This window comes from Glycomyces buryatensis (assembly GCF_004912275.1).
Lineage (GTDB): Bacteria > Actinomycetota > Actinomycetes > Mycobacteriales > Micromonosporaceae > Glycomyces > Glycomyces buryatensis.
Genome location: NZ_STGY01000016.1, coordinates 7,443 through 34,202, shown reverse-complemented (window position 1 = coordinate 34,202; position 26,760 = coordinate 7,443). Strand labels below are relative to the sequence as shown.

At 68.6% G+C, this 26,760-nt stretch carries 22 protein-coding genes and 1 pseudogene; 17 read left to right on the top strand and 6 right to left on the bottom strand.

The genetic code is table 11. The annotated features are described in order from the left end of the window. Positions 1 to 124: 124 nt before the first annotated feature. Positions 125 to 997 (bottom strand): glycoside hydrolase family 16 protein, encoded by an 873-nt coding sequence (locus tag FAB82_RS04515; protein ID WP_211116369.1) that lies wholly within the window; start codon positions 995 to 997, stop codon positions 125 to 127. 183 nt (positions 998 to 1,180) lie between these two features. After that, positions 1,181 to 2,008: an SAM-dependent methyltransferase gene (locus FAB82_RS04510; RefSeq protein ID WP_211116368.1), complete on the bottom strand. Its 828-nt coding sequence runs from the start codon at positions 2,006 to 2,008 to the stop codon at positions 1,181 to 1,183. Positions 2,009 to 2,194: 186 nt separating this feature from the next. Here FAB82_RS04510 and FAB82_RS04505 point away from each other — a divergent pair, with 186 nt between their 5' ends. Together FAB82_RS04505 and FAB82_RS04500 are read left to right on the top strand one after the other, a co-directional pair. Continuing rightward, positions 2,195 to 2,809: a hypothetical protein gene (locus FAB82_RS04505; RefSeq protein WP_136533350.1), complete on the top strand. Its 615-nt coding sequence runs from the start codon at positions 2,195 to 2,197 to the stop codon at positions 2,807 to 2,809. A gap of 120 nt (positions 2,810 to 2,929) precedes the next feature. After that, positions 2,930 to 3,559, top strand: coding sequence for a response regulator (locus FAB82_RS04500; RefSeq protein ID WP_136533375.1), 630 nt, complete (start codon positions 2,930 to 2,932; stop codon positions 3,557 to 3,559). A 24-nt stretch (positions 3,560 to 3,583) separates the two neighbouring features. Here FAB82_RS04500 and FAB82_RS04495 read toward each other — a convergent pair whose 3' ends face one another. Continuing rightward, a complete protein-coding gene (locus tag FAB82_RS04495; protein ID WP_136533349.1) occupies positions 3,584 to 4,582 on the bottom strand; it encodes a LacI family DNA-binding transcriptional regulator in 999 nt (332 codons plus the stop codon). 254 nt (positions 4,583 to 4,836) lie between these two features. Between FAB82_RS04495 and FAB82_RS04490 the strand changes: the two genes are divergently transcribed. The 12 genes and pseudogenes from FAB82_RS04490 to FAB82_RS28525 all read left to right on the top strand — a co-directional run. After that, positions 4,837 to 5,976, top strand: coding sequence for a pectate lyase family protein (locus FAB82_RS04490; RefSeq protein WP_136533348.1), 1,140 nt, complete (start codon positions 4,837 to 4,839; stop codon positions 5,974 to 5,976). Between the two features lie 208 nt (positions 5,977 to 6,184). Continuing rightward, positions 6,185 to 8,191: a serine/threonine-protein kinase gene (locus FAB82_RS04485; RefSeq protein ID WP_136533347.1), complete on the top strand. Its 2,007-nt coding sequence runs from the start codon at positions 6,185 to 6,187 to the stop codon at positions 8,189 to 8,191. A gap of 247 nt (positions 8,192 to 8,438) precedes the next feature. Further along, positions 8,439 to 9,857 carry a cytochrome ubiquinol oxidase subunit I gene (locus FAB82_RS04480; RefSeq protein ID WP_168801414.1) on the top strand — a complete coding sequence of 473 codons (1,419 nt, stop codon included), beginning with the start codon at positions 8,439 to 8,441 and terminating at the stop codon, positions 9,855 to 9,857. Next, complete coding sequence (locus FAB82_RS04475) at positions 9,854 to 10,864, top strand: cytochrome d ubiquinol oxidase subunit II (protein ID WP_136533346.1); 1,011 nt, start codon at positions 9,854 to 9,856, stop codon at positions 10,862 to 10,864. The genes FAB82_RS04480 and FAB82_RS04475 overlap by 4 nt, the downstream gene beginning before the upstream one ends. A 266-nt stretch (positions 10,865 to 11,130) precedes the next feature. Further along, positions 11,131 to 13,017: a choice-of-anchor M domain-containing protein gene (locus tag FAB82_RS04470; RefSeq protein WP_136533345.1), complete on the top strand. Its 1,887-nt coding sequence runs from the start codon at positions 11,131 to 11,133 to the stop codon at positions 13,015 to 13,017. Between the two features lie 20 nt (positions 13,018 to 13,037). Next, a complete protein-coding gene (locus FAB82_RS04465; RefSeq protein ID WP_136533344.1) occupies positions 13,038 to 13,694 on the top strand; it encodes a choice-of-anchor M domain-containing protein in 657 nt (218 codons plus the stop codon). A gap of 3 nt (positions 13,695 to 13,697) precedes the next feature. Then, positions 13,698 to 14,345: a choice-of-anchor M domain-containing protein gene (locus FAB82_RS04460; RefSeq protein WP_136533343.1), complete on the top strand. Its 648-nt coding sequence runs from the start codon at positions 13,698 to 13,700 to the stop codon at positions 14,343 to 14,345. Between the two features lie 81 nt (positions 14,346 to 14,426). After that, complete coding sequence (locus FAB82_RS04455) at positions 14,427 to 15,560, top strand: WxL protein peptidoglycan domain-containing protein (RefSeq protein ID WP_168801413.1); 1,134 nt, start codon at positions 14,427 to 14,429, stop codon at positions 15,558 to 15,560. Further along, entirely contained in the window at positions 15,557 to 17,059 is a 1,503-nt protein-coding gene (locus FAB82_RS04450; protein WP_136533341.1) for an anchored repeat ABC transporter, substrate-binding protein, read from the top strand. The genes FAB82_RS04455 and FAB82_RS04450 overlap by 4 nt, the downstream gene beginning before the upstream one ends. Next, complete coding sequence (locus tag FAB82_RS04445; protein ID WP_136533340.1) at positions 17,056 to 18,528, top strand: TIGR03773 family transporter-associated surface protein; 1,473 nt, start codon at positions 17,056 to 17,058, stop codon at positions 18,526 to 18,528. Before FAB82_RS04450 ends, FAB82_RS04445 begins: the two co-directional genes overlap by 4 nt. Next, positions 18,518 to 19,273 carry an anchored repeat-type ABC transporter ATP-binding subunit gene (locus tag FAB82_RS04440; RefSeq protein ID WP_136533339.1) on the top strand — a complete coding sequence of 252 codons (756 nt, stop codon included), beginning with the start codon at positions 18,518 to 18,520 and terminating at the stop codon, positions 19,271 to 19,273. The genes FAB82_RS04445 and FAB82_RS04440 overlap by 11 nt, the downstream gene beginning before the upstream one ends. A gap of 35 nt (positions 19,274 to 19,308) precedes the next feature. Further along, positions 19,309 to 20,190, top strand: a pseudogene (locus FAB82_RS28525) (anchored repeat-type ABC transporter permease subunit); the annotation flags it as partial. Here FAB82_RS28525 and FAB82_RS04430 read toward each other — a convergent pair. From FAB82_RS04430 to FAB82_RS04420, 3 genes are all read right to left on the bottom strand, one after another. Further along, on the bottom strand, positions 20,182 to 21,078 hold the full coding sequence (locus tag FAB82_RS04430) for an RNA polymerase sigma-70 factor (RefSeq protein WP_136533338.1): 897 nt from the start codon (positions 21,076 to 21,078) through the stop codon (positions 20,182 to 20,184). The pseudogene FAB82_RS28525 and the gene FAB82_RS04430 overlap by 9 nt on opposite strands. Before the next feature lie 76 nt (positions 21,079 to 21,154). Beyond that, positions 21,155 to 22,354 carry an NAD(P)/FAD-dependent oxidoreductase gene (locus tag FAB82_RS04425; protein WP_136533337.1) on the bottom strand — a complete coding sequence of 400 codons (1,200 nt, stop codon included), beginning with the start codon at positions 22,352 to 22,354 and terminating at the stop codon, positions 21,155 to 21,157. 108 nt (positions 22,355 to 22,462) lie between these two features. Further along, positions 22,463 to 23,047 (bottom strand): pyridoxamine 5'-phosphate oxidase family protein, encoded by a 585-nt coding sequence (locus FAB82_RS04420; RefSeq protein WP_136533336.1) that lies wholly within the window; start codon positions 23,045 to 23,047, stop codon positions 22,463 to 22,465. 40 nt (positions 23,048 to 23,087) lie between these two features. Between FAB82_RS04420 and FAB82_RS04415 the strand changes: the two genes are divergently transcribed. From FAB82_RS04415 to FAB82_RS04405, 3 genes are all read left to right on the top strand, one after another. Next, positions 23,088 to 23,558 carry an OsmC family protein gene (locus FAB82_RS04415; RefSeq protein ID WP_136533335.1) on the top strand — a complete coding sequence of 157 codons (471 nt, stop codon included), beginning with the start codon at positions 23,088 to 23,090 and terminating at the stop codon, positions 23,556 to 23,558. Positions 23,559 to 23,775: 217 nt separating this feature from the next. Then, complete coding sequence (locus FAB82_RS04410) at positions 23,776 to 24,717, top strand: NADP-dependent oxidoreductase (protein WP_136533334.1); 942 nt, start codon at positions 23,776 to 23,778, stop codon at positions 24,715 to 24,717. A gap of 291 nt (positions 24,718 to 25,008) precedes the next feature. Beyond that, on the top strand, positions 25,009 to 26,760 hold a 1,752-nt coding region (locus FAB82_RS04405), incomplete at its 3' end, for a rhamnogalacturonan lyase (protein ID WP_168801412.1).

Below are 26,760 nucleotides of genomic sequence, written 5' to 3'. Positions count from 1 at the left end.
AAACGATTGCAGGAAATTTTTCGGCGACCGCGCGCCGCCGCTCCATGCCGTCGAACCATTGGGTGCACAGCCGAACGCGCCGCCTCCCCGCGTTGGCGGAGCGGCGGCGCGCGGTCGGTCCCGGTCAGGCCCTGGTGCGGCCCACGTAGACGTTCTGGGCGCGGTAGTACGTGTCCCCGCTCGGGCCCGAGGATCCCGACGAGCCCTCCATCTGGAGGTTGATGATGAGGTTCATGGGCTTGCCGACGAAGTTCGACCCGATGTGCGAGCCCTTCCACACGTCGTCGAGGTAGTAGTGGATCTCGACGTCGGTGGCGTTGATCTTGGTCATCCAGATCCGGTACTCGTGCCAGCTGCCCGGCGAGCTGACCGGGACGATCGTATTGTCCCAGCTCCCGTCGTAGGTGTTGAACCAGTTCCGGTTGTCGCCCTTGAACTCCAGGATGTCGCTCTCCGGCGGCCAGGAGTTCGCTCCGGTGATCCAGAACGCCGGCCAGGTGCCCGCCGTCGACGGCGCCTGGAACTCGCCCCTGATCTCGTAGTCGGGGAAGGTGTCGTTGACCGTGATCTGGTCCTTGGCGTGGATCGCCGCCGAGTGGTAGTGGATCGGCAGGTACGGATCCTTGTCGCTGGTTCCCTCGTCCCAGTCGATCCGGGTGGCCTTGATGTTCAGGACGCCGCTGGGGGAGAGGTACAGGTGGTTGTTGTCGGTGGAGCCGGCGTACATGCGGGCGGTGCCGTTGTGGTCGGATCCCCACGGGTACAGGTAGTTCCACTCCGACTCGAGGGTCTGCCGATTGGCGAACGAGCCGTCGATGAGGGTCTCCCAGGCGGCGGCCTGGGCGTCGTCCTCTTCGGACTCGGCGGCGGACGCGACGCCGACCGATCCGGTGAACAGGAGCGCGAGGGCGAAGACCGCGACCGCGGCGAACCGGACCCGGACGCCGCCGAATCGAGCTCTGCGGATTTCTTGAGTGGGGGAGGTCCGTCGCGTCATGGGAGCCGCCTTCGGGTCGGTCGCCTCAAAAGCGGGAGGCGAGCAGGTTCCGGACTTATCCGACACCTTAGCTAAACCATCGAAGGAAGTCAATATGTACGGTGTGGACCGAAGACGTTCGGAATGGACCTGCCGGAGCGAACAGGCTGTGGGAGAACGAGGCCGACCAGCGGGCCGACCGCGTCACCGCTTGACGGCGATCCCGGCCATCATGGTGCGCTCGTGGGACTCCAGGTCCTCGAACTCGGCGACCGGCTTTTCGGGGTCCTCGGGGAACCAGCGGGCGATGTAGTCCAGTCCCGGCGGGACCATCTCCATGCCCTGGAAGCGCGACCGGACCTCATCGAGCGGTCGGGCCCAACCATTCCCGAGGGTCTCCAGGCAGGCTCGCGACAGCGCGTGCTGGGCCGGATCGCCCGTGTCGGGCCAGTCGGTGATGAACAGGTGCGAGCCCGGAGCGAGGGGCTCCATCAGCGTCGCGATGATGTCGTCGGGGCCCTCGTCATCGGAGATCAACATGATCATCCCGATGAGCATCACGCCTACCGGCCGATCGAAATCCAGGTACTCGTGGACTACGGGGTCATCCAGAATGGCCTGGGGATCGCGGAGGTCCGCGGTGACGACCGTCGTGTTCTCATTGTTGGCCAACAGGGCCCGGCCGTGCGCGAGCACCATCGGGTCATTGTCCACGTAGACCACCCGGGTGGCGGGGTTGATCTCCTGCGCGGCCTCGTGGGTGTTCTGCTTGGTCGGCAGCCCGCACCCGATGTCGAGGATCTGATCGATCCCCGCCTGGCGCACCATGTACTGCACGCCCCGGATGAGCGCGGCCCGATTCGACCACGCGACCTGTTTGGCCTGCGGAATGTGCCACATGAACGTCTGGGCGGCCTCGCGGTCCACCTCGAAGTTGTCCCGCCCGCCGAGGATCGCGTCATAGACGCGCGCGACCGACGGCACGGTGGTGTCGATGCCGGGTGGGGACCACCCGGCGGCTGGTGAAGTCAACGTCGATGGTCCTATCGGCGCGAAGGGTCGAATGGGAAGAATCGAAGCAGCCCCACCGCCACAGGCGCGGGGCATCACTTTCAGGCTACTCCTCGTACGCGACGAATAGGATTCCCCACAACCCCAACTGTCGGATCCCTTGCCGAGGCTGGCCCCGACGCACCCGACCCCGTACGGTAGCCGATTATGGATCATCAGACTCCGCCCGCAGACACGGGTACCGGCCGGATCTGGGTCGAACCCGCCGAATACGAAGTGAGTCAGAAGCCCGTACCCCCACGAAGGCAAAGCATCCGGCGCGCGCCCGCACCCGCACCGTGCTGGCACCGCGTCAGGCTCCACCAGTTGCAGCCCTCCTGGCAAGCGCTGTTCGCACTGGTGGTGACCTTGGTCTTCGCCTCGCTCGTCTCGGCCGCCGGTCTTTTCTTCGCCGGCGCGGTGTCACTCCTGTGGGGAATGGTCTCCTACGACGTGCTGTTGACGGCCATCGGAACGGCAATGCTCATCTGCATGGCATTCGCGATCGGCGCGTTCGTCTCCTGTATTCGGACCTGGAGGCGCCTGCACCGACCCGGCACCGGTGCGCTCGCAACCTCCACTGCGGGCGCCCTGGTCACCCTGGCGCTGGCGATCCTTGTCGCATCGGCCATGACCATTCCCTGGGTGCTGGCTTTCACCGTGTCGCCCCTGGCCATGGCCTCGGTCCTCTGGTACCTCTGGCTGGTGCTCTACGACCGATCGACTTGCGTGGAGTACCCGGTGCTCCCGCCGCGGGTGCAAGCGATGCTCAAGCGCCCCTGAGGGATCCCGCGACGGGGTGAACCCGACCGTGATCTGTCCAGGTGGCTCCCGAGGTCCGTGACGATGACCAGCCCGTATTCGGGCCGGCGGGAGAGGTACCGTTCGAAGATGGAGACCGCGGTGATCAGGGTGTTCCTGCTCGATGACCACGAGGTGGTCCGGCGGGGTCTGTGCGAGCTGTTCGGGCGCGAGGCCGACATCGAGGTGGTCGGGGAGGCCTCGTCGGTGGCCGAGGCGCTGCGGCGGGTGCCCGCGAGCCGCCCCGACGTGCTGGTGGTGGATGCGCGCCTGCCGGACGGGGACGGCATCGAGGTGTGCCGCCGGGTCAGGGCCGCGGACGACCAGGTCGCCGTCATCGTGCTCACGTCCCATGAGGACGATGAGGTGTTGTTCGCGGCGATCGAGGCCGGGGCGGCCGGGATCCTGCTCAAGCAGGTCCGGGGCACCGAACTGGTGGACGCGGTCCGGACGGTGGCGGCGGGGGCGTCCCTGCTGGACTCGCGCGTGACCGGCGCGGTGCTGGAGCGGCTGCGCTCGGGCCCGGGACGCTCGCCGGAGCTCGAGTCCCTTTCCAGCCAGGAGCGGCGGATCCTCGAACTGATCGGCGAGGGGATGACCAACCGGGAGATCGCCGAGCAGGTGCACCTGGCCGAGAAGACCGTGAAGAACTACGTCACGCGCATTCTGTCCAAGCTCGGGCTCAAGCGCCGGACGCAGGCGGCGGTGCTGGCGAGCCGGCTGTTCGGCTAGGGCCTGTCCCGGGGCCGATGTGGTTCAGCTGCCGCTCCCTCGCGGCGGCGCGGTCGAGTCGCGGATGATCAGCTCGGTCGGGAGCGAGACGTGGGCGGCCGGGCGGGAGGCATCCTCGTCGCCGGCGGTGTACTGGAGCAGCAGGTCGACCGCGGCGGTGCCGGCGTCGGCGGTCGGGACGTTGATGGTGGTCAGGCGCGGCCGGGTCAGGCGGCCCAGGACGGTGTCGTCGATGCCGATGACGCTCACGTCGCCCGGGACGGAGACCCCGAGCGCGTCCAGGCCCTCGATGATGCCGATCGCGATGAGGTCGTTGTAGGCGAGCACCGCTGTCACGCCGGTGCGGACGATCTCCGCGGCGACGGCCATGCCCGCGTCCTCGGTGGGGGTGTTGGGGCCCAGGACGGTGACCGTGCCGCGGTCCCCGGCGGTCGCGCCGACGGTCCGGCGGATCTGGGTGTTGGTCCACGATTGGCGCGGGCCGGACACGTACGCCAGCCGTTCGTGGCCGAGATCCAAGAGGTGGCGAATGGCGACGCGCGCGCCGTGGACGACGTCCATCGTCACCGATGGAATGCCGGTGACCTTGCGGTTGACCAGGGCGATCGGGATCGTCTCGGAGAGGTTCTCGATCTTGGCGTTGGCGATGCGCGGCCCGCACAGGATGACCCCGTCGACCTGCTTGGCCAGCGCGTCGACCAGCTCGGCCTCGATAGCCGGGTCCTCGGAGGCGTCGGCGATGAACAGGTGGTGGTCGCGGGAGCGGGCGGTGTGCTCGGCGGCCTTGATCATGGGTGGAAAGAATGGGTTGGCGATGTCGGCGACGATGAAGCCGATATTGCGGGTGCGGCCGGTGGTGAGCGCCCGGGCGACGCGGCTGGGCCGGTAGCCCAGGATGCGGGCCGCCTCCAGGACCCGGTCGCGGGTCTCCGGACGGAGTCGGTGCGGCATCGAGAACGCGCGGGACACGGTCGACATGTGCACCTGCGCCTCTCGGGCGACGTCTTTGATGGTCACGGCCACTGAGGGGGTCCTGTCGGTTCGATTGGATCGATAATCTTCCATTAAAGTACGCAAACGATTGCTCCCCGGGCAAGCCCAGGGGGGGACCGAAATCGTTTCGGCGCGTCGGCGGCCGCCCGATCCGAGTCGATCGTATTGCGAATCAAGTATTGACTTCTCTCAATGTTTATCGTAGGGTGTCGTGCAATCGTTTGCACACAAATCCCCGCAGATCGGGCCCAATCGGGTCCGGCGGAATCAGGAGAAAAGGAACAGTGGAACCAACCTCGGACAACTCATTCAATGGACCCCGTACCTCGCGTCGGAGGCTCGCCAAGCTCGGCGGCGTCGCGCTCGCCGGCATCGCGCTCCCGACCGGCGTGGTCGCCGCCCTCAACCCGGCATCGGCCTCCACCGAGGAGTCCGCGGGCGGCACCGCACTCGGCGCGGCACAGAGCGATTCCCCGATCGGCTACGCCGCCCAGAACGGCGGCACCACCGGCGGCTACGGCGGCGCGACCGTCAACGAGGTCACCCTCTCGGAGGCCGGCGGCGCCGGCGCGCTCCAGGACCTGCTCGACGCCCACCAGGACACCCCCGACGACGGCCTGGTCGTCCACATCGACCAGACCATCGGCGCGGGGGACTTCGAGAAGCTCGACGTCAAGGACGTCAGCAATGTCTCGCTGCTCGGCGTGGGCACCTCCGGCGTGTTCAACGGCGTCGGGATCAACCTCTCGTGGGCCACCAACATCGTCATCCGCAACCTCACGATCCACCACGTGGCCGAGGGCGAGGGGGACGGGATCGGCATTCAGAGCGCGAGCTCCAACGTCTGGATCGACCACAACGAGATCTACAACGACTACCCGGACGTCGACAAGGACTTCTACGACGGCCTGATCGACGTCAAGGGCGAGTCGCAGTACATCACCGTCTCGTGGAACTACCTCCACGACTCCTGGAAGACGATGCTGACCGCCTCCAGCGACTCCGAGGGCGCCAACGGCGACTACATCACGTACGCGAACAACTTCTTCGACAACGTGAACTCGCGCGTGCCGCTGATCCGCCGCTCGCACGTCCACTTCCTCAACAACTACCTGTTGGACGTGGTCGAGACGGCGGTCAACTGTCGCATGGGAGCCGAGGTTCTGGTGGAGGGCAACTTCTTTGAGAACGTCGGCGACGGCGAGGCCGACGAGACCACCGGCGACATCCACGGACCGGTCGGCTGGTGGTACGGCAGCGACGAGCCGGGGTTCTGGAACCTGGTGGACAACGTCTACGAGAACTCGCCGAGCGATCACCTGACCTCGACCGGGTCCTTCACCGTCGACTACGACTACACAGCGCTGACCCCCGACGAGGCCAAGGCGCAGGTCTCGGCGGGCGCCGGAGTCGGCCAGATCTAATCCGCGTCCGCAGCGCGTCGGGGCGGCCGTAACTGAGCGATCCGCCTCGGCCCCAATTGAATCCGACGACGGCTCCCGGCCTGTGCACCATGGTCGGGAGCCGTCTTCGCGTGCGCGTCCTCGGTTTTGAACGTCCCGGCGGCGGCGTCGGGCCGGTTTGACCCCGGCGCCTAGGATCGGCACTGATCCCTAACTAGGAGGAACGCCGGTGGCCCCCCGATTGCCGATCGCGCAGCGATACCGGCTCGACGAGTGCATCGGCGAGGGCGGCATGGGCGAGGTCTGGCGCGCCTTCGACACCGTGCTCAAGCGCGAGGTCGCCGTCAAGCTCTTCCGCGCCGGCGGCTTCGAGAGCGAGGACCGCGCGAGAGCCCGCTTCCAGCGCGAGGCCCAAGCGATCGCGGCGCTCCGGCATCCCGGCATCGCCGTCCTCTACGACTACGGCGAGGACTACGGTCCCGAGGGCTACCGGCCCTACCTGGTCATGGAGCTGATCGAGGGCCGCCCGTTGAGCCGGGTCATCGCCGACGGGCCGTTGCCGACCGACCGGGCGATGCGCATCTGCGCCGAGGTCGCCGATGCCCTCGCCTTCGCCCACCGGGCGGGGATCGTCCATCGGGACGTCAAACCCGCCAACATCATCGTCGACCCCGAGGACCACCCGCGCCTGCTCGACTTCGGCATTGCTCACGTCAAGGACGACGCCACGCTCACCGGCGCCGACGTCCACCTCGGGACGCTCAGCTACGCCTCGCCCGAGCAGATCGACGGTCTTGGCGCCGGCCCCTCCTCCGACATCTACTCGCTCGGCGTGGTCGCCTACGAATGCCTCACCGGCCGGCCGCCCTTCACCGGCTCCAGCATCTCCCCGATCATCAACGGCCACTTGCACAAACCCCCACCGCCCCTGCCGAAGTCCACGCCGAAGCTCGCGGTCCGCGCCGTCATGGGCGCTCTGGAGAAGGACCCGCCGCAGCGCTGGGCGAGCGCCGACGAACTCGCCGCCGCCTGCCGCGGGCAGGCCCCGAAACCGTCACTCGCGCGGCGACTGCTTCACCTCAAGGGCGGTACCAAGGGCCGAGTCATCGCGCTCGCCGCCGGGGCCGCGGTCGTGCTCCTCGCCGCGGTCGGCGCCACGATTCCCTACTGGGACGATTCATCCGAGAACGACCAGGGCACCCAGGCCGAGCCCGCGTCCTATGACCTGGACGAAGCACTGGAAGCGGGAGCGTTCACCCAGGTCGAGCCCGCGATCCAGGCCCACGGTGACGAGATCGGCGCGATGGTGACCCTCAAAGGCCCCCTGGGGGAGCCGCTGCTCGGCACCACCACCGGCCAGGGTGCCGAGGTCCGCTTCTGGGATCTCGAAACCGGTGAGCTGCATGCCGAAGCGGACTACCCCGAACCGATCAAGGATTTCCTCCCCGCTTCATTTCCCGACGGCACCTCCCGCCTGATCGCGATCGGTGCCGAAGGCGGCGTCCACGTCGCCGACGTCGCCGACCTGGGGGCCGTACCCGAGCATGTCGCCACCGTCGACACCGACGCCTGGCCGAAGGCCGAGCAGTTCAGCACCTACGGGGAAGCGGGCCGTCAGATCCTCATCGGGCTGACCCCCAAGGGCGCCAGGCGGGTCGACCTCGGCGACGGCACCTCCAGTCGCGGTATGCGATTCGAGGGCGCCGGCGAAGCCGATCGCTCGGCCCTGGTGGGCTTCCGGGGTCGCGCCGCCGTCGCGATCGTCGGTGAGAACGGCCGGACCGTCATGTACGACGCGGTCACCGGCGAGCCGAGCTCGGAGGAGTTCGGCCCCGGCGAAGCCTGGAACGAGGGCACGGACACCGCCGACGGCCTCTGGGTGGCCTATCAGGGCGTGACCCCGTACGCGCTGGTCCACAACGCCACGACCGGGGAGTACCAGCGGTGGAACCTGGCGAACCTGAACGCGCTGTCCGCACCGGCTCCCCTGGGGCCCTTCGACACCGACTACGACACGGAGCTGGTTCCACTCGGGGGCAAGGGCCATCTGCTCGCTGTCGCGGACGAGGAGGCCTACGTCCTCAGGACCGCGGACGGTGAGCGGACCCCGCTCACCGCCGAGGACGCTCCCGAGGCGATCCCGGTGACCACCGCCTACACCGAGGTCAAGGCCCACGCGCTGGCCGTCATCGGCTACAACGACGGCACCATACGCATCTGGAACCTGGGCACCTGACCTACCCGCCCGCCGCAAGCCCGACGGCAAGGCGGCCTCACGGCGAGAGCGCCGTCGGCACTCCCGCGTTCCCCACCTTTTGAACACGGCCCTTGCGGGGCACAGGCGCCGTCGGCACTGCCACGTGCTCCACCTTTTTGAACACTGTCTTCGCAGGACTGGAGCACCGTCGACACGCTCGCGTGACTTCATGTGAAAACTTTCACAAGGTTGGGGACGGTGCCGGAAACGGACGTACGGTCGAGCCATGTTGGCCTCAGGCATAGCCCTCCACCTGTCCGATGTGGCCGCGTCGGCCCCCGATCCCGCCGGGCTTCTCCCGGCCCGCAACCAGATGGCGCTGTCACTCGGCTGGCACATCATCCTGGCCTGCTTCGGCGTCGCCTTCCCCGCGATCATCTTCGTGATGCACCTGCGCGGCATCAGAAAGAACGACCAGGTCGCGCTCGACCTCGCCAAGAAATGGGCCAAGGTCTCCGCGGTCCTGTTCGCCATCGGCGCCGTTTCCGGCACCGTCCTCAGCTTCGAGATGGGCCTGCTGTGGCCCGGCCTCATGGGCACCTACGGCGACGTCCTCGGACTGCCCTTCGCCTTCGAAGGCCTCGCGTTCTTCGTCGAGGCGATCTTCCTCGGCATCTACCTTTACGGTTGGGGCCGAATACCACCGAAACGCCACGTGCTCATGGTCCTGCCCATGGCCGTCACCGGCATCATCGGCACCTACTGCGTGCTCGCGGTCAACGCCTGGATGAACGTGCCCACCGGATTCAATGTCATTGACGGCGAGATCACCGACATCCAGCCTTGGAAGGTCCTGTTCAACGCCCACGCCTTCAGCCAGTTCGCGCACATGTGGGTCGCCGCCTACATGGTCGTCGGCTTCTCCATCGCCGGCGTCTACGCCGTCGGAATGCTGCGCGGCAGGCGCGACCGCCACCACCGGCTCGGCTTCATCGTCCCGTTCATCTTCGCCACGATCGCGGCCGTCATCCAGCCCTTCGTCGGCCACCTCCTCGGGCTCGGACTGGGCGAGCGCCAGCCCGCCAAGCTCGCCGCCTTCGAACTCGCCGAGACCACCACCGACGGCCCCTCGCCGCTGCGCCTCGGCGGCGTCATCATCGACGGCGAAGTCAAAGGCGCGCTTGACATCCCGTACCTCGGATCGATCATCTCGCAGAACTCGCTGACCAAACCGGTGCCGGGGCTCGACACCATCCCGATCGAGGACCAGCCGCCGATCAACCTCACCCACCTGGCATTCCAGTCCATGGTGGGCATCGGGACCATGCTCATGCTCGCCGTGCTCGTGTACTGGTTCATGCGCTGGCGGGGGACGGACCTCATCGGCAACCGCTGGTTCCTGCGCGGCGCGGCGATCGCCGGACCGCTGGCCGTCGTCGCCATGGAGGCCGGATGGATCGCGACCGAGGTGGGCCGCCAGCCATGGATCGTCTATGGCGTCATGCGGACCACCGAGGCCGCCGGGGATTACACCTCGAGCCTGTGGCTGCTCTACGGGGCATCGGTGGTGCTCTACGGCGGCATGACGATCGGGGCGGCGATCATCCTGCGGTCGATGGCGAGGCGCTGGAGGGCCGGCGAGGGCGACCTGCCGAGCCCGTACGGCCCGAAGCGCGCGACGGCATCGAAGGGGGAGCAGCGATGAGCCTCGAAGTAGTTGTCGCGGTCGCACTGTTCTTGGGAGTCATCGCATACGCGGTGCTCGGCGGCGCCGACTTCGGCGCCGGATTCTTCGACCTCACGGCAGGCGGAAGCCGACGGGGCGCGCCGACGCGCACCCTGATCGACCACAGCATCGGACCGGTGTGGGAGGCCAACCACGTCTGGCTCATCTACGTGCTGGTGATGTGGTGGACGGCCTTCCCGACCTCGTTCGCGGCCGCGATGACGACGCTCATGGTGCCGCTGCTGTTGGCGCTCTTGGGGATCGTACTGCGCGGGGCGAGTTTCGCGTTCCGCAAGAACGCCGAGACGATGGGCCAGGCAAGGCTGTTCGGCTCGATCTTCGCGGTCTCGTCGGTGCTGACGCCGTTCTTCCTGGGCTCGGTCGCAGGAGCATTGGCCTCGGGCCGGGTTCCGGCGGGCGGGAACGGGGACGTGTGGACGTCGTGGCTCAACCCGACCTCGGTATTCGGCGGGGTGATCGCGGTCGGAACGTGCGCGTTCCTGGCGGGCGTATTCCTGACGACCGATGCTGAGCGGGGTGGCCGGGAGCGACTGGCCGAGCAGCTGCGCGCGAGGACACTGCTTGTCGGGATCGCCACGGGTGCAACAGTGTTCGCGGCACTGATCCCGCTGAACCTGGACGCGCCGACCCTGATCGACGGGTTGACGGGAAGGGCCGCGGCGCTGATGGCGCTGTCGGCACTGGGGGGAGCCGCGACGCTGGTGCTGCTGTGGAGGAGAAGATACGCGGCGGCCAGGCCGGCGGCGGTGCTGGCGGTGGCCTCGGTGGTTTCGGGCTGGGGCCTGGGCCAGTACCCGTGGATCTTGGTGGACGAGCTGACGATCAAGGAAGCGGCCGGGGCGACGGCGACCCTCCAAGGGCTACTGGTGGCGGTGGCACTGGCGGGAGCCATCGTGGGCCCGGCTCTGTTCTACCTCTTCCGCCTGACGCAATCGAAGGAGTGGACTCACCAAGAGGACCACTAGCAGAAAACGTCGCACCCCTAGAGCACCGTTGAATCTGGGGGTCTTCACGCGCGACACGCCCGACCGCGGGGGCCGCAACGTGCCACCCCGTCCACCACCCGTAACCCGCTTTCCTTGTCTTCCTTCCCGAGCGGATGCGCACATGCGCATCCGCTCGGTATTTCACCTCACCATCCCAAAAGGTCCTTCAGGGTTGCTTAATGGAAATGAATGCCATTATCATGTACACATTGGCTCCCCCGCCCCCCGACCGTGAAGGACCCCCGATGACCACCACCCGCCTCCGGCGGCACGGCCTCGCGCTGGCCGCCGCGGCTCTCCTCGCCACCCTGGCCGCCCCGGCTCCAGCCGCGCAGGCCGCCACCCACGACGGCCGCACCGTCCTCTCCATCGGCCACACCGACGCCATGCAGACCTACTACGAGAACGGCGAACTCGGCCTCCGCGTCAAGGACGACACCGGCGACTCCCCGGTCTACCGCGACCCCGACGATGTCCTCTTCCAGGTCCTCCCCGAGGCCGAGACCCCCATTCCCCCCGGCGACGACTGGTCCTTCCTCGGCGACGTCGGCGACCCCGTGTGGATGCTGCCCCTGACCCAGGACGCCGACCTGCTCTGGCCCGGCTGGAGCACCGAGCCTCTGTCCAAGGGCCAGTTCAAGAACGACCAGGTCTCGATGAGCCTGACCTCCGTCTCCGGCCCCGGTGAGGTCATCCTGTGGTCGGTTGGGACCTTCGGCGCACCGAACGTCACCTTCAACTCCCGCGACGGCCTCGCCGACGCCATCAATGTCAATGTCCCCGCCCACGTCCACTCCTACTGGGGCTTCACCGCGACCGGTTCCTACACCCTCACCTGGGAGGTCAGTGGCACCCTCGCCGACGGCACCGAGGTCTCGACCGGGAACGTCGACTACCGCTGGCAGGTCGGCGAACTGCCTTCAGGCTCCGACCCTGACCCAACCGACCCAACGGACCCGGCCGCGCCCGATCTGACCGACCGCCTGGTGCTCGACGAGGGCCACGTCGACGTCTTCTCCGCTCACCTCGACGGCCAGGACCTCACCCTCCAGACCAAGGACGACACCAGGCTCCACTCGGGCACCACCGCCTACCGCGACCCCGACGACATCGCCTTCCACGCCGTCCCCGAATCGAAGATCACCCTCGGCTCGGACATGCCCTACGACTGGCAGCACCTCGGCGAGGCCGGCGACGAGGTCTGGTGGCTACCCGACACCGACATGCAGGGCATCCTCTTCGCCGGCTGGAGCACCGAGACCATCGGCAAGGGCGTCCTCGCCGACGAGGCACTGGACCTCACCATGACCGGCCTTTCCGGCCCTGGCGACCTCGTCATGATGCAGGTCGACGGCTTCGGCGCCGCCAACGTGCAGGTCGACACCGAACAGTCACTGCCGCAGACGATCACGACCGGCACCAAGACCCACGCCCACACCAACTGGTACTTCACCGAACCGGGCGTCTACAGCCTCACCTGGCAGGCCGAGGCCACCCTGGTCGACGGGACCGAGGTCGCCTCCGACCCCGAGACCTACGTGTTCGTCGTGGACGAATGGCCCGCCGACGACGGGGATGACGGGGATGACGGCGACGACGATGGAGACGGAGATGGAGACGACGGCGACCCGGGCAGCCCCGCCCTGGAGAACACACAGGTCATCACCGCCACCATCGACGCCGACAATGGCGGCCTCATCCTCAGCGTCGATCCGAACGACCGCAATGTCGATCTCGGTGCGGCGACCCTGAACAACACCGCGACCCGCTGGACCTCCACCGGCGGCCTGCGTCCGGTCACCGTGACCGACACCCGCACCGCCGACCCGGGCTGGAACGCCTCCGGCCAGGTCGGGAACTTCTCCTCCGGCGACTACGCCTTCGACGGCGGCCACCTCTCCTGGACCCCCGGAATCTCCTCCACAGGGGACTCCCAGGAGGTGAGCCCCGGGCCCTCCGTGGACGGCCTCCTCGACGGCGGCCAGGGCCTGAGCGTCTCCCAGCTCCTCGCCTCCGCCTCCGCCGGAAACGGCAACGGCACGGCCGTGCTGGACGCCGACTTGCGGCTGGACCTCCCCACCGACGTCGAGTCCGGGACCTACACCGCGCTCGTCACCTTCACCGCAATTTAGACAATAGAAAAGGAACTCCCTTGCGCACCATCGCGAAATACTCCACCGTCGCGGCTGCCGCGGCCGCCGTCCTAGCGGTCGTAGCCGCCCCCGCCGCGTCCCAGGAAACCTCCGGCACCTTCACCGTCCTCGACCAGGGCCACGTCGACGTCTTCGGCCTCGCCTACGAGAACGGCGAGCTCGACCTCCACGTCCACGACGAGGAAACCGCCACCGAGTACGCCCCCTCCGAGGTCGTCCTCGCCGCCGTCCCCGAGTCCAAGACGACCGTCCCCGCCGGCGCTGAATACGACTTCCTCGGCGAGGAGGGCGACGAGATGTGGCTCCTCTCGGACACCCATGTCGAGGGCGTCCTGTTCGCGGGCTGGGGAACCGAGGAGATCGCCGCCGGCGACTTCGCTGACGACACGCTCACCATCACCGTCCACGACGCCTCCGGCCGGGGCGACGTCGACCTGTACACCGTGGACGGCTTCGGCACCCCGGACGTGCTCTTCGACTCCGACGCGGGCGCCGGCTCCTGGGATGTCGGCGCCGCCAGCCACGGCCACCTGAACTGGGCGTTCTCCGAGCCCGGCGCCTACCAGCTGACCGTCGAGGCCGAGGGCGTCGACGCCGCCACCGGCGAGACGGTCTCGACCGGCGAGGTCGACTACTGCTTCTGGGTCCAGGCGTAGCCCATGCGTACTCACATCTTCAGGGCCACGGCGGCGCTCATCGCCACGGCCGCGGCGATCCTGGTCGCGGGTCCCGCTGCGGCGCAGACGGTCACGATCTCCCAGGGCCACATCGACGCGCTGTCGTTCACCTATGACGACGCCGCCAACGCCCTCGACATCAATGTCGAGGACCACGCCGCGGCGGCCGTCTACGACCCGGCCGAGGTCGTCTTCGACGTCAATGACAACCACCAGGTCACCCTCGGCTCGACGATCAACTGCGTCGGCGCCTCGGGCGACCGGATCTGGGTGCTCCCGCGCCTGGAGACCGCCGGTCGCATCTGGGCCGGCTGGAGCACGCAGGACATGGCCCTGTCGGACTTCGGCGGCAGGCTCCAGCTCGAGCTGGTCAATGCGGTCACCCCGGCGGGCGGCAGCGTCTCCGTCTACGACCCGGCCTCCGCCGGCGTGGTGAACGTCCGCCTCTCCTCCGACTCCGCCTGCGACCCAGGCGGAACCGCCGTCACCGAATCGCACCACCACCCGCAGTGGTCGTTCACCGCCCCCGGCTCCTACCAGTTGACCTTCCAGGTCAGCGGCACCCACGCCACGGACGGCGCCGTCACCTCCGCCCCGGTCACCTACACCTTCGACGTCGGTGGCGCATAACCAAAAGGCCTTATCCACTCCCCATGCGGGGCGGTCTTCCTGCAAAGGCCGCCCCGCCCAAGCGCCACACGAGAGACCCCCGTGAGCACCAACCTGCACCGAATCGCCGCCGCCCTGGCCGCCGCCTCGCTGACCTCGCTCGTCGCCGTGCCCGCCTCCGCCCAAGATCCCGAGGAGGAAGCGGAGTCGGCAGCCGTCACCTGGGGCGTCACGCCCTCCAGTCAGGACGGACCGGACGGCCGGGCCGCCTTCGACTACGAGCTGGATCCCGGCGAGACCCTCATCGACTTCGTCGGCATCTCGAACTTCGCCGCCGAGCCGCTGACCGTCACCGTCTACGCCTCCGATGCGTACACGACCGCCGCGGGCACCTTCGACCTGCTGCCGAGCGACCAGGCGCCGGAGGACGTCGGCACCTGGGTGGGCTTCAACGAGACCGAGCTGACGATCGAGCCTGAGACCCGAGTGGACGTGCCCTTCGCGATCTTGGTGCCGCCCAACGCGACCCCCGGTGACCACGTCGGAGGGATCGTCGCGGCCGTGTCCGAGACCGGCGAGGAGGGCGGCAATGAGTTCACCGTGGAGCGACGCGTCGGTGCCCGCATCCACCTGCGCGTCTCCGGCGAGCTCGCCCCGAAACTGGAGCCGGAGATCGATGAGGAGACCTACCACTACGAGGTCAACCCGATCGAGCCCGGCGACCTCAGCTTCGAATACGAGGTGGAGAACACCGGGAACGTGCGCCTCGCGGGCGATCTGGTTGCGCGCGTGGGCGGGCCTTGGGGGATCTTCGAGCGCGAGATCCCCGTGGCCGAGCTGCCGCAGATCCTCCCCGGCGACACCTTCACCGGGACCGCGGAGCTCGAACGGATCTGGCCGCTGCTGCGACTCGACGTCGAACTCATCGTGATACCCAAGGCGGTGAACGAGGCCGACGCCGAGACCCGGCTGTCGTCCGGCTCGGTCGAGGAATCGCTGTGGGCACCGCCGTGGCCGCAGGCGGCCGTACTCGCCGCGCTGGGGCTCATCGTGTGGATCGCGGTGAAGGTTCGGAAGCGCAAGCGGCGCAAGGCGAGCGAGGTGGCTTCGACGCCGGAGCCCAAGCCGGAGACCGAAGCCGATTCGGAGCTGGACCTCGAGTCCGAGTCCGACCCTGAAGCCGGGCCGAAGGTCGATGTCGACCCCGATTCCGAGAAGGAACCCACCGGATCATGAAACGAACCCTGACCGCCATTTCGGCCGCCGCGGTGGTCGCGTCCCTGGCCCTGGCCGGTTGCACCGCCTCGGCCGCGGACGACGGCGACCTCAATGTCGTCGTCACCACCGAGATCATCGCCGACTGGGTCGCCAACCTCGGCGGCGACCGCGTCACCGTCACCTCCATCGTCCCGCCCGGCGGCGACCCCCACTCCTACGAGCCGAGCCCCACCGACGCCACCAAGGTCGCCGGGTCCGAGCTCGCCCTCACCAACCACCTCCTCCTCGAAGAGCACGCCCTCATCAAACTCTTCGACTCCAATGTGCCCGAAGACGTCCCCAACCTCTCCCTCGCCGAGAACGCCGAACCATACGGCGCCAAGCTCATCCCGCTGGTCGAGGACGTCGGACTGGACGTCATCTGGCTCGGCTTCGGGGTGCGCGGCGAGACCGTCGACCGGACCGCCGAGATCGACATCGACCTGGTCGAGGCCACCGGTCCCGGCGACGTGACCATGTTCCTCACCGACGCCTTCGGGCAGCCCGAGATCTACTGGAACACCGCCGACGGACTTGACGGCGACTCGATCACCCTGCCGCCCAACGCCCACACCCACGTCAACTGGACCTTCACCGAACCCGGGGTCTACGAGCTCACCACCGCGGCCACCCTCACCGACGACGGGAAGACCACCGAGGCCGGCGAGACCACCTACACCTTCGCGGTCGGCATCAACCCGCGCGACGTCGACGAGGGCGCGACCGTCCTGGACGACGGCCACACCGACCTCACCGTCGACCTGGACACCGGCGGCTTCGTCGTCCGCGACGACGAACGCGGTGACCTCGCCCCCGAGGACGTCGTGATCGACGTCCCCACCCGCTCCATCGAGCAGATCCCGGCCGAGGAGCCCTTCGCGTTCCTCGGCGAGGCCGGCGCCGACATCTACCAGCTCCCGCAGGCCGTCCTCGGCAAGCACGTCCACGGCGAGATCGACCCGCACATCTGGCAGGACGTCGCCAATGCCGTCGCCTCCGTCGAACTCATCTCGGACGCCCTCTCCGAGGCCGACCCGGAGGGCCGCGACACCTACGAGTCCAATCGCGACTCCTACATAGAAGCGCTCCAGGCGCTCGATGCCGAAGTGGCCGAGACGATCGCGACGATCCCCGAGGCCGACCGGCAACTGGTCACCACCCACGACGCCTTCGGCTACCTCGCCGACGCCTATGGGATGCAGGTCGCCGGCTTCGTCGTCCCCAACCCCGCCGCCGAACCCAGCGCCCAGCAGGTCGAGACCCTCACCGAGACCATCGCCGACCTCGACGTCAACGCCGTGTTCGTCGAGCCCAACCTCCACGCCAGGGCCGCCGTCCTGAGCCAAGTCGCCGAAGACCAAGGCGTCGACGTGTGCACCCTGCACGGCGACGCCCTACCGCAAGAATCCCCGACCTACATCGACATGATGCGGCAGAACGCTTCCGAGCTGAGCCGCTGCCTGGGAGGCGCAGCATGAACACCCCCGTCCGCCCACTGACCGCGGCCCTGCCCGCGGTCGTTACCGCAGCCCTGGTCGCCGCGGTCGCGCTGGCCGTGGCAAGCCCGGCATCGGCCCAGAGCGCTGAACCCGAGGGCATCGCCGAGTTCGAGGCCACCGGCTCGGGCTTGGCGATCGACGCCCCCACCGAGTTGTCCACAGTGCCTTCGTTGGTGCCCGAGCGCGAGGACTTCGCGTTCCTCGGCGACCCCGGCGACCTGGTATGGGTTGCCGGCACCGAGGACGGCGCCACCTACCCGACGCTCGACGCCACCGACGTCGAAGCGGACCTGACCGTCTCGCTCGACAAGGTCGAGGGTCCAGGCGAGGCCTGGCTGTATACCTTCGCCGGTCCCGGTGTGGCCGAACCGCTCGCCTCCACCGCCGACGACCAGGTCTTCACCCTCGCGGCCGGGACGACGGCCGTCGTGGTCCTCGCCGTGGACCAGCCCGGTCAGTACACCGTGGAGCTCACCGCCAAGGAGAAGAGCGGCCACGGATACGCGCCGCTCGCGACCTTCGGCGGCCACGCCCAGTCCGGTTCCGGCTCGGCCAGCGCCACCTATGCCGTGTCGGCCGCTGAGGCCACCGCCTCGGAGGTTCAGAACACGCTCGCCGATTCCGGTGACGCCGAAGGCAATGGGCAGGCGGAGGCGAGCTGCGTGGAGATCGGCTCGGGTCACGTCGACATCGGCCCGCGCCTGGTGGACGGCGAATGGACCGCCCAGATCAGGGACGACACCGGCTCCGAACCCACCTGGCGCGAGCTGTCCGATGTGGTGCTCACGATTCCCGACTCGGCGCTGTTCCCCATCCCCGAAGGCGACGCCTACGGCTTCCTCGGCGAGGCCGGCCAGGACATCTACATGCTCCCGCAGACCCAGTCGTCCGACATCGTGTGGCCGGGCTGGAACACCCAGGACTCCACGGTCATCGAGGCCATCCCCGGCGCGGTCGACTGGAATCTCACCGACGTCTCCGGACCCGGCGACTTCACCCTGTTCCTGACCAGCACCTTCGGCGGCGCCGAGGTCCTCTTCGACTCCGGTGAGGCCCTGCCGCAGACCGTCTCGATTCCCCGCAATACCCACGCGCACGGCAACTGGACGTTCTCCGAGGCGGGGGTCTACCAGCTCACCATCGAGTTCACCGCCAAGACCGCCGCCGGCGAGGAGTACACCGACGACGCGGTAGTCCAACTGGCCGTGGGCGACTCGGCCGACGCGGGCGAGGCGTGCACCGGTGGCGGCAGCGGCGACACCTCCGACAAATCCGGTGGGGACGACGGCGACGGCGACTCCGGCGGGTTCCTGCCCACCACCGGCACCGGCTGGATCCTGTGGGGCCTGGGCGCCGCCGCGCTAGCCGTGATCATCGGCGTAATCATCATGGTCGCCACCCGCAAGCGCAAGGCCGCCCTCGTCACCGGAGACGCCGATGCGAGCTAAAGACTCCAGTTCGGACACGAAGGGCCTGACCGTCGAATCCGTGGCGGTCTCCCTCGGCGGCAGCCGCGTCCTCCACGACGTCGACCTGGCAATCAACCCCGGCGAGACCGTCGGCCTCATCGGGCCCAACGGCGCGGGCAAGACCACCCTCCTGCGGGCCGTCCTCGGCCTCATCCCGACCGACACCGGGACGCTCCGCGCGAACGGCAGGCCCGGTTACGTCCCCCAGAAACACGAATTCACCTGGGACTTCCCGATCACCATCGCCGCCGCGGTCCTCAACGCCCGCACCGCCACCCGCTGGCTGGGCGCCCCGACCCGCACCGACCGCGAGGCCGCCGCCGAGGCGATCGAACGGGTCGGCCTGGCCGAGTTGGCCCGGCGCCCGGTGGGGGAGCTGTCTGGGGGGCAGCGCCAACGGGTCCTGGTGGCCCGGGCCCTCGCCCGCAGGCCCGCACTGCTGCTGCTCGACGAGCCCTTCACCGGCGTCGACGTTCCCACCCAGGAGCTCCTGGTGGAGTTGCTGGCGCAGTTGGCGACCGAGGGCACCGCGATCCTCATGACCACCCATGACTTGGCGCAGGCCCAGTCGACCTGTTCGCGGATCTGCCTGCTCAACCGCACCGTCATCGCCGACGGCCCGCCCGAGGCGCTGGCCGATCCCGACCTGTGGCTGCGCGCCTTCGGGGTCGCCACGTCGGAGCAGCTGACGTCCATCCTGAGCCCGAAAGGGGCCCGCACGTGATCGAATGGCTCGCCGAACCCTGGTCGCACGTGTTCATGCAGCGCGCCTTCGCCGTGGCCGTGATGGCCTCGGTCGTCTGCGTCGTGGTGGGCGCGTTCGTGGTGCTGCGCGGCATGGCCTTCATCGGCGACGCGGTCGCCCACGCGGTGTTCCCGGGCGTCGCGGCCGGGTTCGTCCTCCACATCAACCTGTCCCTGTCGGGGGCGGCGGCCGGAATCGCGACGGCGCTGGCGATCGTCCTCATCAGCCAGAATCGGAGGTTGAAGGAGGACACGGTGATCGGGATCTTCTGGGCGGCGGCGTTCGGGCTGGGGATCGTGATGGTCTCGACGCAGGACTCGTACACCGGCGACCTGGCGTCGTTCCTGTTCGGACAGATCCTGGCGCTGTCGGACACGGACGTGAAGATCGTCGGCGGGGTCGGGGCCGGCCTGGTCGTGCTGACGTTCCTTTTGCGGCGCCAGCTGATCGCGGTGAGTCTCGACCGGGAGACCGCGAAGGCGTCGGGGCTGCCGGTGATGGCCCTGGACATCGCTCTGTACGTGATGGTGACGATCGCGATCGTCATCTCGCTTCAGGCGGTGGGGAACATTCTGGTGCTGGCCCTGCTCATCACGCCGGCGGCGACGGCCCGGATGCTGACCGAGCGGCTGGGCCTGATGACGGCGGTCGGCTGTGTGATTGGAGCGTTCAGTGCCGTTGCGGGCCTGTACTTGTCGTACTACTACAACCTGGCGGCCGGCGGCCTGATCGTGCTGGTCGTGACGGCGCTGTTCCTGCTGGCATGGCTGCTGGCCCCCAGGCACGGGGTTGCGGCCAAGCTGCGGGCCCGGGCCATGCGGGCGTTAGGCGTCGGCGGCGGTCCGAACTCAGGTCCGGCCCGCCGCCGGTGCGCCACCCATCTGGATTCACCGCAGGGTCGGCGTCGTCTCGGATTCGAGGTGGGTCAGCTTCGCCGGGTTGCGGACGTAGTAGACGCCGGTGATGATGGAGTTCTCCATCTTGAGCGCCATCACGCCGTCGATCTCGCCATCCAGGCGCAGCAGCAGGGCCGGGTTGCCATTGACCACGGTGGGCTCGCAGGTGAGCGTGCCTTCGAGCTGGGCGAGTTTACCGATGGTCATGCGCACCACCTTGTCGGCTCCGGTGACCGGCCGCAGCACGGCCTGCTTGACGCCGCCGCCGTCGGCCATGAGGACGACGTCGGGGGCGAGCACGTCGAGGACGCTCTGGAGGTTCCCCGTTTCGAGCGCCTGCCGGAACCGCTCCAGCACCGCCCGGGCCTCGCTCGCGGAGACCGCGGCGCGGGGGCGGCGGGCATCGACGTGGAGGCGGGCGCGGTGAGCGATCTGGCGGACGGCCGCCGGGCTCTTGTCGACCGCGGCCGCGATCTCGTCGTAGCTGACGTCGAAGGCCTCGCGCAGCACGAAGACGGCGCGTTCGGTCGGCGTGAGCGTCTCGAGGACGAGCATGAGCGCCATCGACATGCTCTCGGCGAGCTCGACGTCCTCGGCGACGTCCGGCGCCGTGAGCACCGGTTCGGGCAGCCAGCTGCCGACATAGGACTCCTTGCGGCGGCTCATGGCGCGCAGCCGGTTGAGCGCCTGCCGGGTCGTGATCCGGACCAGGTAGGCGCGATGGTCGCGCACCTGGTCCAGATCGACCTTGACCCAGCGCAGCCAGGTCTCCTGGAGGACGTCCTCGGCATCGGCGGCCGATCCGAGCATCTCGTAGGCGACGGTGAAGAGCAGGTTCCGATGGGCGACGAACGCTTCGGTCGCCGGGTCTGCTGCTTGGTCGCTCATGGCTGGATCCTCTCGTTTTGGGGCGGCGCCCCGCAGCGGGGGCGCCGCCCGGTGAACGGGCGCGCAGCCTGGTCTTCTACGACGCCCTGGCAGCCTTCGGTGATGATTCGTTGGCCTTGGCCTGCAACCGTTCCCGACGACCGCCGTCCTTGACCAGCCAGCTGTGCGAGCCGGGCTTCTGCGCCTCCTTCTCCATCTGCTCGATGGGGCTGTGGCAGGCGAGCTCCTTCATCTTCGCGCCGGCCCGGCCGCTGACGCGGAGCCACATGGCGGTGTCGTCCTTGTGCGCGAACTGGAAGACGCCGTCGCGGCGGCCCAGACTGACGCACATGGCGGCGATCCCGAAGGTCAGGTCCTCGGGCTGCTCGCCCGCGATCCGGCTGAGCACGGTGTCGGCGACCTTCGAGCCCGACGGCAGCGCGGCCTGGCAGCTCATCCGCACCGGCATGCCCGATGGCGCCGACGCGTCCCCCGTCGCGAAGACGCGGTCGTCGCTCACGCTCGTCAACGTCTCGTCGGTGAGCAGGCGGCCCGCGTCGTCGGTGCGCAGCCCACTGCGGGAGGCCAGGTCAGGCGCGCTGAATCCGACGGTCCAGATGGTCACCGCGCTCGGTACCTTGCGGCCGCCGGCGAGTTGGACGTTGTCAGGCGCCACCGCCATTGCCCGCGACTCGGGGCCGTCGAGGACGTCCACCCCGAGCTTGGCCAGCCCCTTGGCGACCGAGCGGCGGCCGTTCGGGTGCAGGTACGGGCCGAGCCGCGTGCCGCACAGCAGGGTCACGTTCCGGCCCAGCTCCGCGAGTTCGGCGGCGGTCTCGATGCCGGACGGGCCACCGCCGACGACCGTCACCGGGGCCGATTCGGGCACGTCCTGGAGGACCGACCGCAGCCGCTGCGCCTCTTCCAGGCTGGAGATCGGGTAGGCGAACTCGGCGGCGCCGGGCACGCTCGGAGCGGCGCTGCCGCTGCCGACCGCGTAGATCAGGTAGTCGTACCCGGCGGTGGTGCCGTCCTTCAGTTCGATGGTGCGCTCGGGCGCGTCGATCCGGGTGACGGTGTCGATCACGAGCTTGACGTCCCCGGAAAGCACCTCGCGGTATTCCACGACGGCGTCGTCGGATCCGCCCACCAGTTGGTGCAGCCGGATCCGCTCGACAAAGGTCGGGCGCGGGTTGATGAGGGTCACTGTCACATCGTCGCGCTGGGTCAGGCGGTTGGCGGCCATAACGCCGGAGTAACCGCCGCCGATCACGACGACCTCGATGTTCTCGGTCATGGTGTCTCCTTCGTTTCTCGGGGTTCGCCCACAAGACACCGCATGACCGATTGTTGTGACACCGCGTGAGGCGGCTCACCCCCTAGGCCTGAGAACCGACCAGGAGGATTACCCGGCCCTGGGCGGAAGGGGGAGCGGCAGCGCCGGGAGGCCGTCGATGCTCTTGCCGTTGAACTCCTTCGTCTCGCAGTACTCTGCGAACTCCTCTTCCGACTTGCGGCCCCAGAAGCTCTGGAGCAGGGTCCGGTCCTCGCGGTAGTCCATGAAGGGCACCGAGTATCCGCACGAGTCGCTGACCTGCTCGGCGCTGACGAGGATCACGGCTCGCACGCCGGGGTCGTCGGCCTCGCTGAAGTGCTCGGCCATGAGGGGCTCGAAGCGGGGGTCGTCGCGGTAGACCGCCTCGCCGTGGCCGTGCACGCGCAGGATCTTGGGCGGGCCCTCGAAGGCGCACCACATGAGGGTGATGCGGCCGTTCTCGCGCAGGTGCGCATGGGTCTCGGCGTGGCTGCCGCCGTAGTCCACGAAGGCGATGGTGAGTTCGTCCAGAACGGCGAGCGAACCCTTGCGGCCCTTGGGGGAGAGGTTGATGCGGCCGTTTGCGGAGAGCGGGGCGGTGGCGACGAAGAAGACCGGCTGATCATCGATGAAGGTGCGGATTCTGTCGGTGATCCGCTCGTAGACCGTTCCCATATTCTGTCCTCACTTCAACTTCAGTCGGTACGCTTTCGACGTGAGCCGTGAACACCATTATGAAGTCAATGTCCGCTGGACCGGCAATACCGGTGCGGGGACGGCCAAGTACCTCGAGTACGGGCGGGACCACGAGGTCTCGGCCGCCGGGAAGCCCCGTCTTCTCGGCACTGCCGATCCGGCGTTCCTCGGTACGGCCGATCGCTGGAATCCCGAGGAACTGCTGGTGGCCTCGCTGTCGCAGTGCCACATGCTCACCTATCTCGCGCTGTGCGCCCGGGATCGCATCGTCGTTTACTCCTATGAGGACAACGCCACCGGGGTCATGACCGAGGAGCGGGGCAATAGCGGGCGCTTCGCGGAGGTCGTCCTCAATCCGACCGTGGTCATCACCGACCTCGAGCAGATCGACCGGGCAACCGAGCTGCACCACCAGGCGAACCAGACCTGCTTCATCGCCAAGTCCGTCAACTTCCCGGTCCGACACCGCCCGATAGTCCGCGCCGACTGAACCGCCGCTCAAGCGAGGAGGCCATCGGAGTCATCGGCGGCCCGATCGCCGGTGGGGCCCAGTTCGACTGTCCCGAATGGGCTCCGGCTGCGTCCGACCTGGTCGCGCGCCTGCGAGCTGGCTGAATCCTCCGGGAAAGCGACCCACCGCCGCCCCGGACGCGAGACAATCGCACCGATTGAGCTCCCACTGAGACCCACTACGAAAGGAGCACGCCGTGCGCGCCATTACGATCGCAGGATTCCATGCCGAGCCTGAGCTCACCGAACGCCCCGTACCCGAGCCCGGCCCGGGGGAGGTCCTGGTCAACCTGGCCGCCGCCGGGGTGAACCCCTTCGATATCAAGCTGGTCGACGGCGCGCTGCGTGCCGTCGTCGATCACCCCTTCCCGATCGTCCTGGGCTCCGACGGCGCCGGCACCGTCGAGCGCGTCGGCCCCGACACCACCGGGTTCACCGAGGGAGAGCGGGTCTTCGGCCAGTTCATGGACGTGGCGCACGGGCGCGGCTCCTTCGCCGAGTACGCCGTCGTAGGCGCCGGCAAACTCGCCCCGATCCCCGAGGCGATCTCGTTCGACGCCGCCGCCGCGCTCCCCACGGCCGGTTCCGCCGGCCACGACTTCGTGGAGGAGACCGGCATCGGCCCGGGTCAGACACTGTTCATCAACGGTGCCTCCGGTGCCGTGGGCCAGGCGGCCGTGCAGCTCGCCGTCGCCAAGGGCGCCCGGGTCGTCGCCACCACCAGCCCGGCCGCCGCCGACTACATGCGGGAACTGGGCGCCTCGGTGCTCATCGACTACACCGCGGCCCCGACCGTCGGCCAGGTGCGCGCCGCCTGCCCCGAAGGCGTCGACGCGATCATCGACGTCATCACGCTGCCGGGCGAGCTGGAGGAGATCCTCGGGCTCTTGAAGGACGGCGGCATCGTCGTCAGCTCCAATGGCGCGGTCGACCGCGACGAGCTGGAGGATCGCGGCCTGCGCGGCACGAACGCCTTCGCGAACGCGACGCCCCGGACGCTCTCGTTCCTGTCCGAATCGGTCGCCGACGGCGACCTGAAGATCCGCATCGCCGAGACCACGCCGCTCGCCGAAGCCCCGGCCGCCTTGGAGCGCTTGAAGAACGGCGAGGTCAACGGCAAGATCATTCTCTCCATTTAGGATGAACGCGCACCGCAATGGACGCGTCGCTCGCTCGTCCGGGCGGCGCGTTCACCGTGTGCAGGTTGCCGCATTGTGAAAAATGCCGCCATCTACCGTAAGTCTTGACTAATGCCACCAATCGCCCCTATGGTAAAAGCGTTTTACGTATTGAATCCATTCAATACGTAAAGCGACGGCCCGCGTACGCCCGGCACCTGCGCGCGGTCGCCGTCGTCGCGTCCTCGACGCGGCGGCACCCTCACACGACCGCTAGAGTCGCACGGCGGCTCACCAAATTGGAGAGACAGCATGTCCATCCGAAACCCCAGGCGGAAGGCCCTCATCGCGGGCCTGGCCGCCTCGGCCGGCGTCGTCACGGCGACAGCGCTCGTCTTGGCCCCCATCGGCAATGCCGAAGAGAGCGGCGACGGCGAGGTCGCCCAGACCGGCCACCAGATGGAGGCCCTGGGCCGCGGCGTCACCGTCGTCCCCACCGACGGCGGCAACCTCATCAGCTGGCGCCTTCTCGGCACCGACGAGGCCGACACCGCCTTCAATGTCTTCCGTGACGGCGAGCAGATCAATGCCGAGCCGCTCACCGGGGCGACGAACTACGTTGACTCCGAAGGCGACGGCGAGTACAGCGTGGCCGCGGCCGACGGCGACCCCGAGGCCGCCGAGGCCGTCTTCGGTGACGGCGGCTCGCTGGACATCCCCATCGAGCGGCCCTCGGGCGACGGCTTCACCTACGAGGCCAACGACGCCAGCGTCGGCGACCTGGACGGCGACGGCGACTACGAGTACCTCGTCAAGTGGTACCCCGACAACGCCAAGGACAACGCGCAGGAGGGCGTCACCGGCAACACCATCATCGACGCCTACCAGCTCGACGGCACCCGGCTGTGGCGGATCGACCTGGGCCGCAATATCAGGTCCGGGGCGCACTACACCCAGTTCCAGGTGTACGACTACGACGGTGACGGCGCCGCCGAGGTCGCCATGAAGACCGCCGATGCCACCGTCGACGGCGAGGGAGCCGTCATCGGTGACGCCGATGCCGACTACCGCAACTCCGGCGGATACATCCTCGACGGTCCCGAGTTCCTCACGATCTTCAACGGCGAGACCGGTGCCGCGATCGACACCATCGACTACAACCCGCCGCGGGGCAACGTCGCCGACTGGGGCGACGACTACGGCAACCGCGTCGACCGCTTCCTGGCCGGCACCGCCTACCTCGACGGCACTACGCCCTCGATGATCTTCGCGCGCGGCTATTACACCCGCTCGGCGATCTGGGCGGTCGACTTCGACGGCACCAGCCTCTCCGAACGCTGGATCTTCGACTCCGACGACGCCGGCGGCGAGTACGAGGGGCAGGGCGCGCACAGCCTGTCCATCGCCGACCTCGACCAGGACGGCAACGACGAGGTCGTATACGGCGCCATGGCCATTGACGACAATGGCAGTGCACTGTGGAACACCAGGTACTACCACGGCGACGCCCTCCACGTCTCGGACTTCCTGCCCGAGAACGACGGCCTCGAGGTCTTCATGCCGGCCGAGCACTCCGACCAGCCGGCGGACCGCCTGATCGACGGCGAGAGCGGCGACGACATCTTCACCAATCCGGCCAGCGGCGGCGACAACGGCCGCGCGGTCGCCGGAAACGTCTCCGCCGACAACCCCGGTGCCGAGTTCTGGTCCGCATCCGTCGGCGGCCTTCGCAACGGCGCCAACGAGGTCGTCGGTGACAAGCCGAGCTCGATGAACTTCCTGTCCTGGTGGGACGGCGACGGCGAGCGCGAGCTGCTGGACGGCACCACCATCTCCGACTACGCCGACGGCGAGCTGCTGAGCGGCAGCGATGTCGCCTCCAACAACGGCACCAAGTCGAATCCGGCCCTGTCTGCCGACTTGTTCGGCGACTGGCGCGAAGAGGTCATCTGGCGCACCTCCGACAGCTCCGCGCTGCGGATCTACGCCACCCCGTTCGAGACCGACCTGCGCATCCCGACCCTCATGCACGACCCGCAGTACCGGGTTGCGATCGCGTGGCAG

What these genes read in the sequence shown, in the direction of transcription:
- FAB82_RS04515 (WP_211116369.1), bottom strand. Translation starts at nt 997, where the DNA reads ATGACGCGACGGACCTCCCCCACTCAAGAAATCCGCAGAGCTCGATTC.
- FAB82_RS04505 (WP_136533350.1), top strand. Translation starts at nt 2,195, where the DNA reads ATGGATCATCAGACTCCGCCCGCAGACACGGGTACCGGCCGGATCTGG.
- FAB82_RS04480 (WP_168801414.1), top strand. Translation starts at nt 8,439, where the DNA reads ATGTTGGCCTCAGGCATAGCCCTCCACCTGTCCGATGTGGCCGCGTCG.
- FAB82_RS04475 (WP_136533346.1), top strand. Translation starts at nt 9,854, where the DNA reads ATGAGCCTCGAAGTAGTTGTCGCGGTCGCACTGTTCTTGGGAGTCATC.
- FAB82_RS04470 (WP_136533345.1), top strand. Translation starts at nt 11,131, where the DNA reads ATGACCACCACCCGCCTCCGGCGGCACGGCCTCGCGCTGGCCGCCGCG.
- FAB82_RS04460 (WP_136533343.1), top strand. Translation starts at nt 13,698, where the DNA reads ATGCGTACTCACATCTTCAGGGCCACGGCGGCGCTCATCGCCACGGCC.
- FAB82_RS04450 (WP_136533341.1), top strand. Translation starts at nt 15,557, where the DNA reads ATGAAACGAACCCTGACCGCCATTTCGGCCGCCGCGGTGGTCGCGTCC.
- FAB82_RS04445 (WP_136533340.1), top strand. Translation starts at nt 17,056, where the DNA reads ATGAACACCCCCGTCCGCCCACTGACCGCGGCCCTGCCCGCGGTCGTT.
- FAB82_RS04440 (WP_136533339.1), top strand. Translation starts at nt 18,518, where the DNA reads ATGCGAGCTAAAGACTCCAGTTCGGACACGAAGGGCCTGACCGTCGAA.
- FAB82_RS04430 (WP_136533338.1), bottom strand. Translation starts at nt 21,078, where the DNA reads ATGAGCGACCAAGCAGCAGACCCGGCGACCGAAGCGTTCGTCGCCCAT.
- FAB82_RS04425 (WP_136533337.1), bottom strand. Translation starts at nt 22,354, where the DNA reads ATGACCGAGAACATCGAGGTCGTCGTGATCGGCGGCGGTTACTCCGGC.
- FAB82_RS04420 (WP_136533336.1), bottom strand. Translation starts at nt 23,047, where the DNA reads ATGGGAACGGTCTACGAGCGGATCACCGACAGAATCCGCACCTTCATC.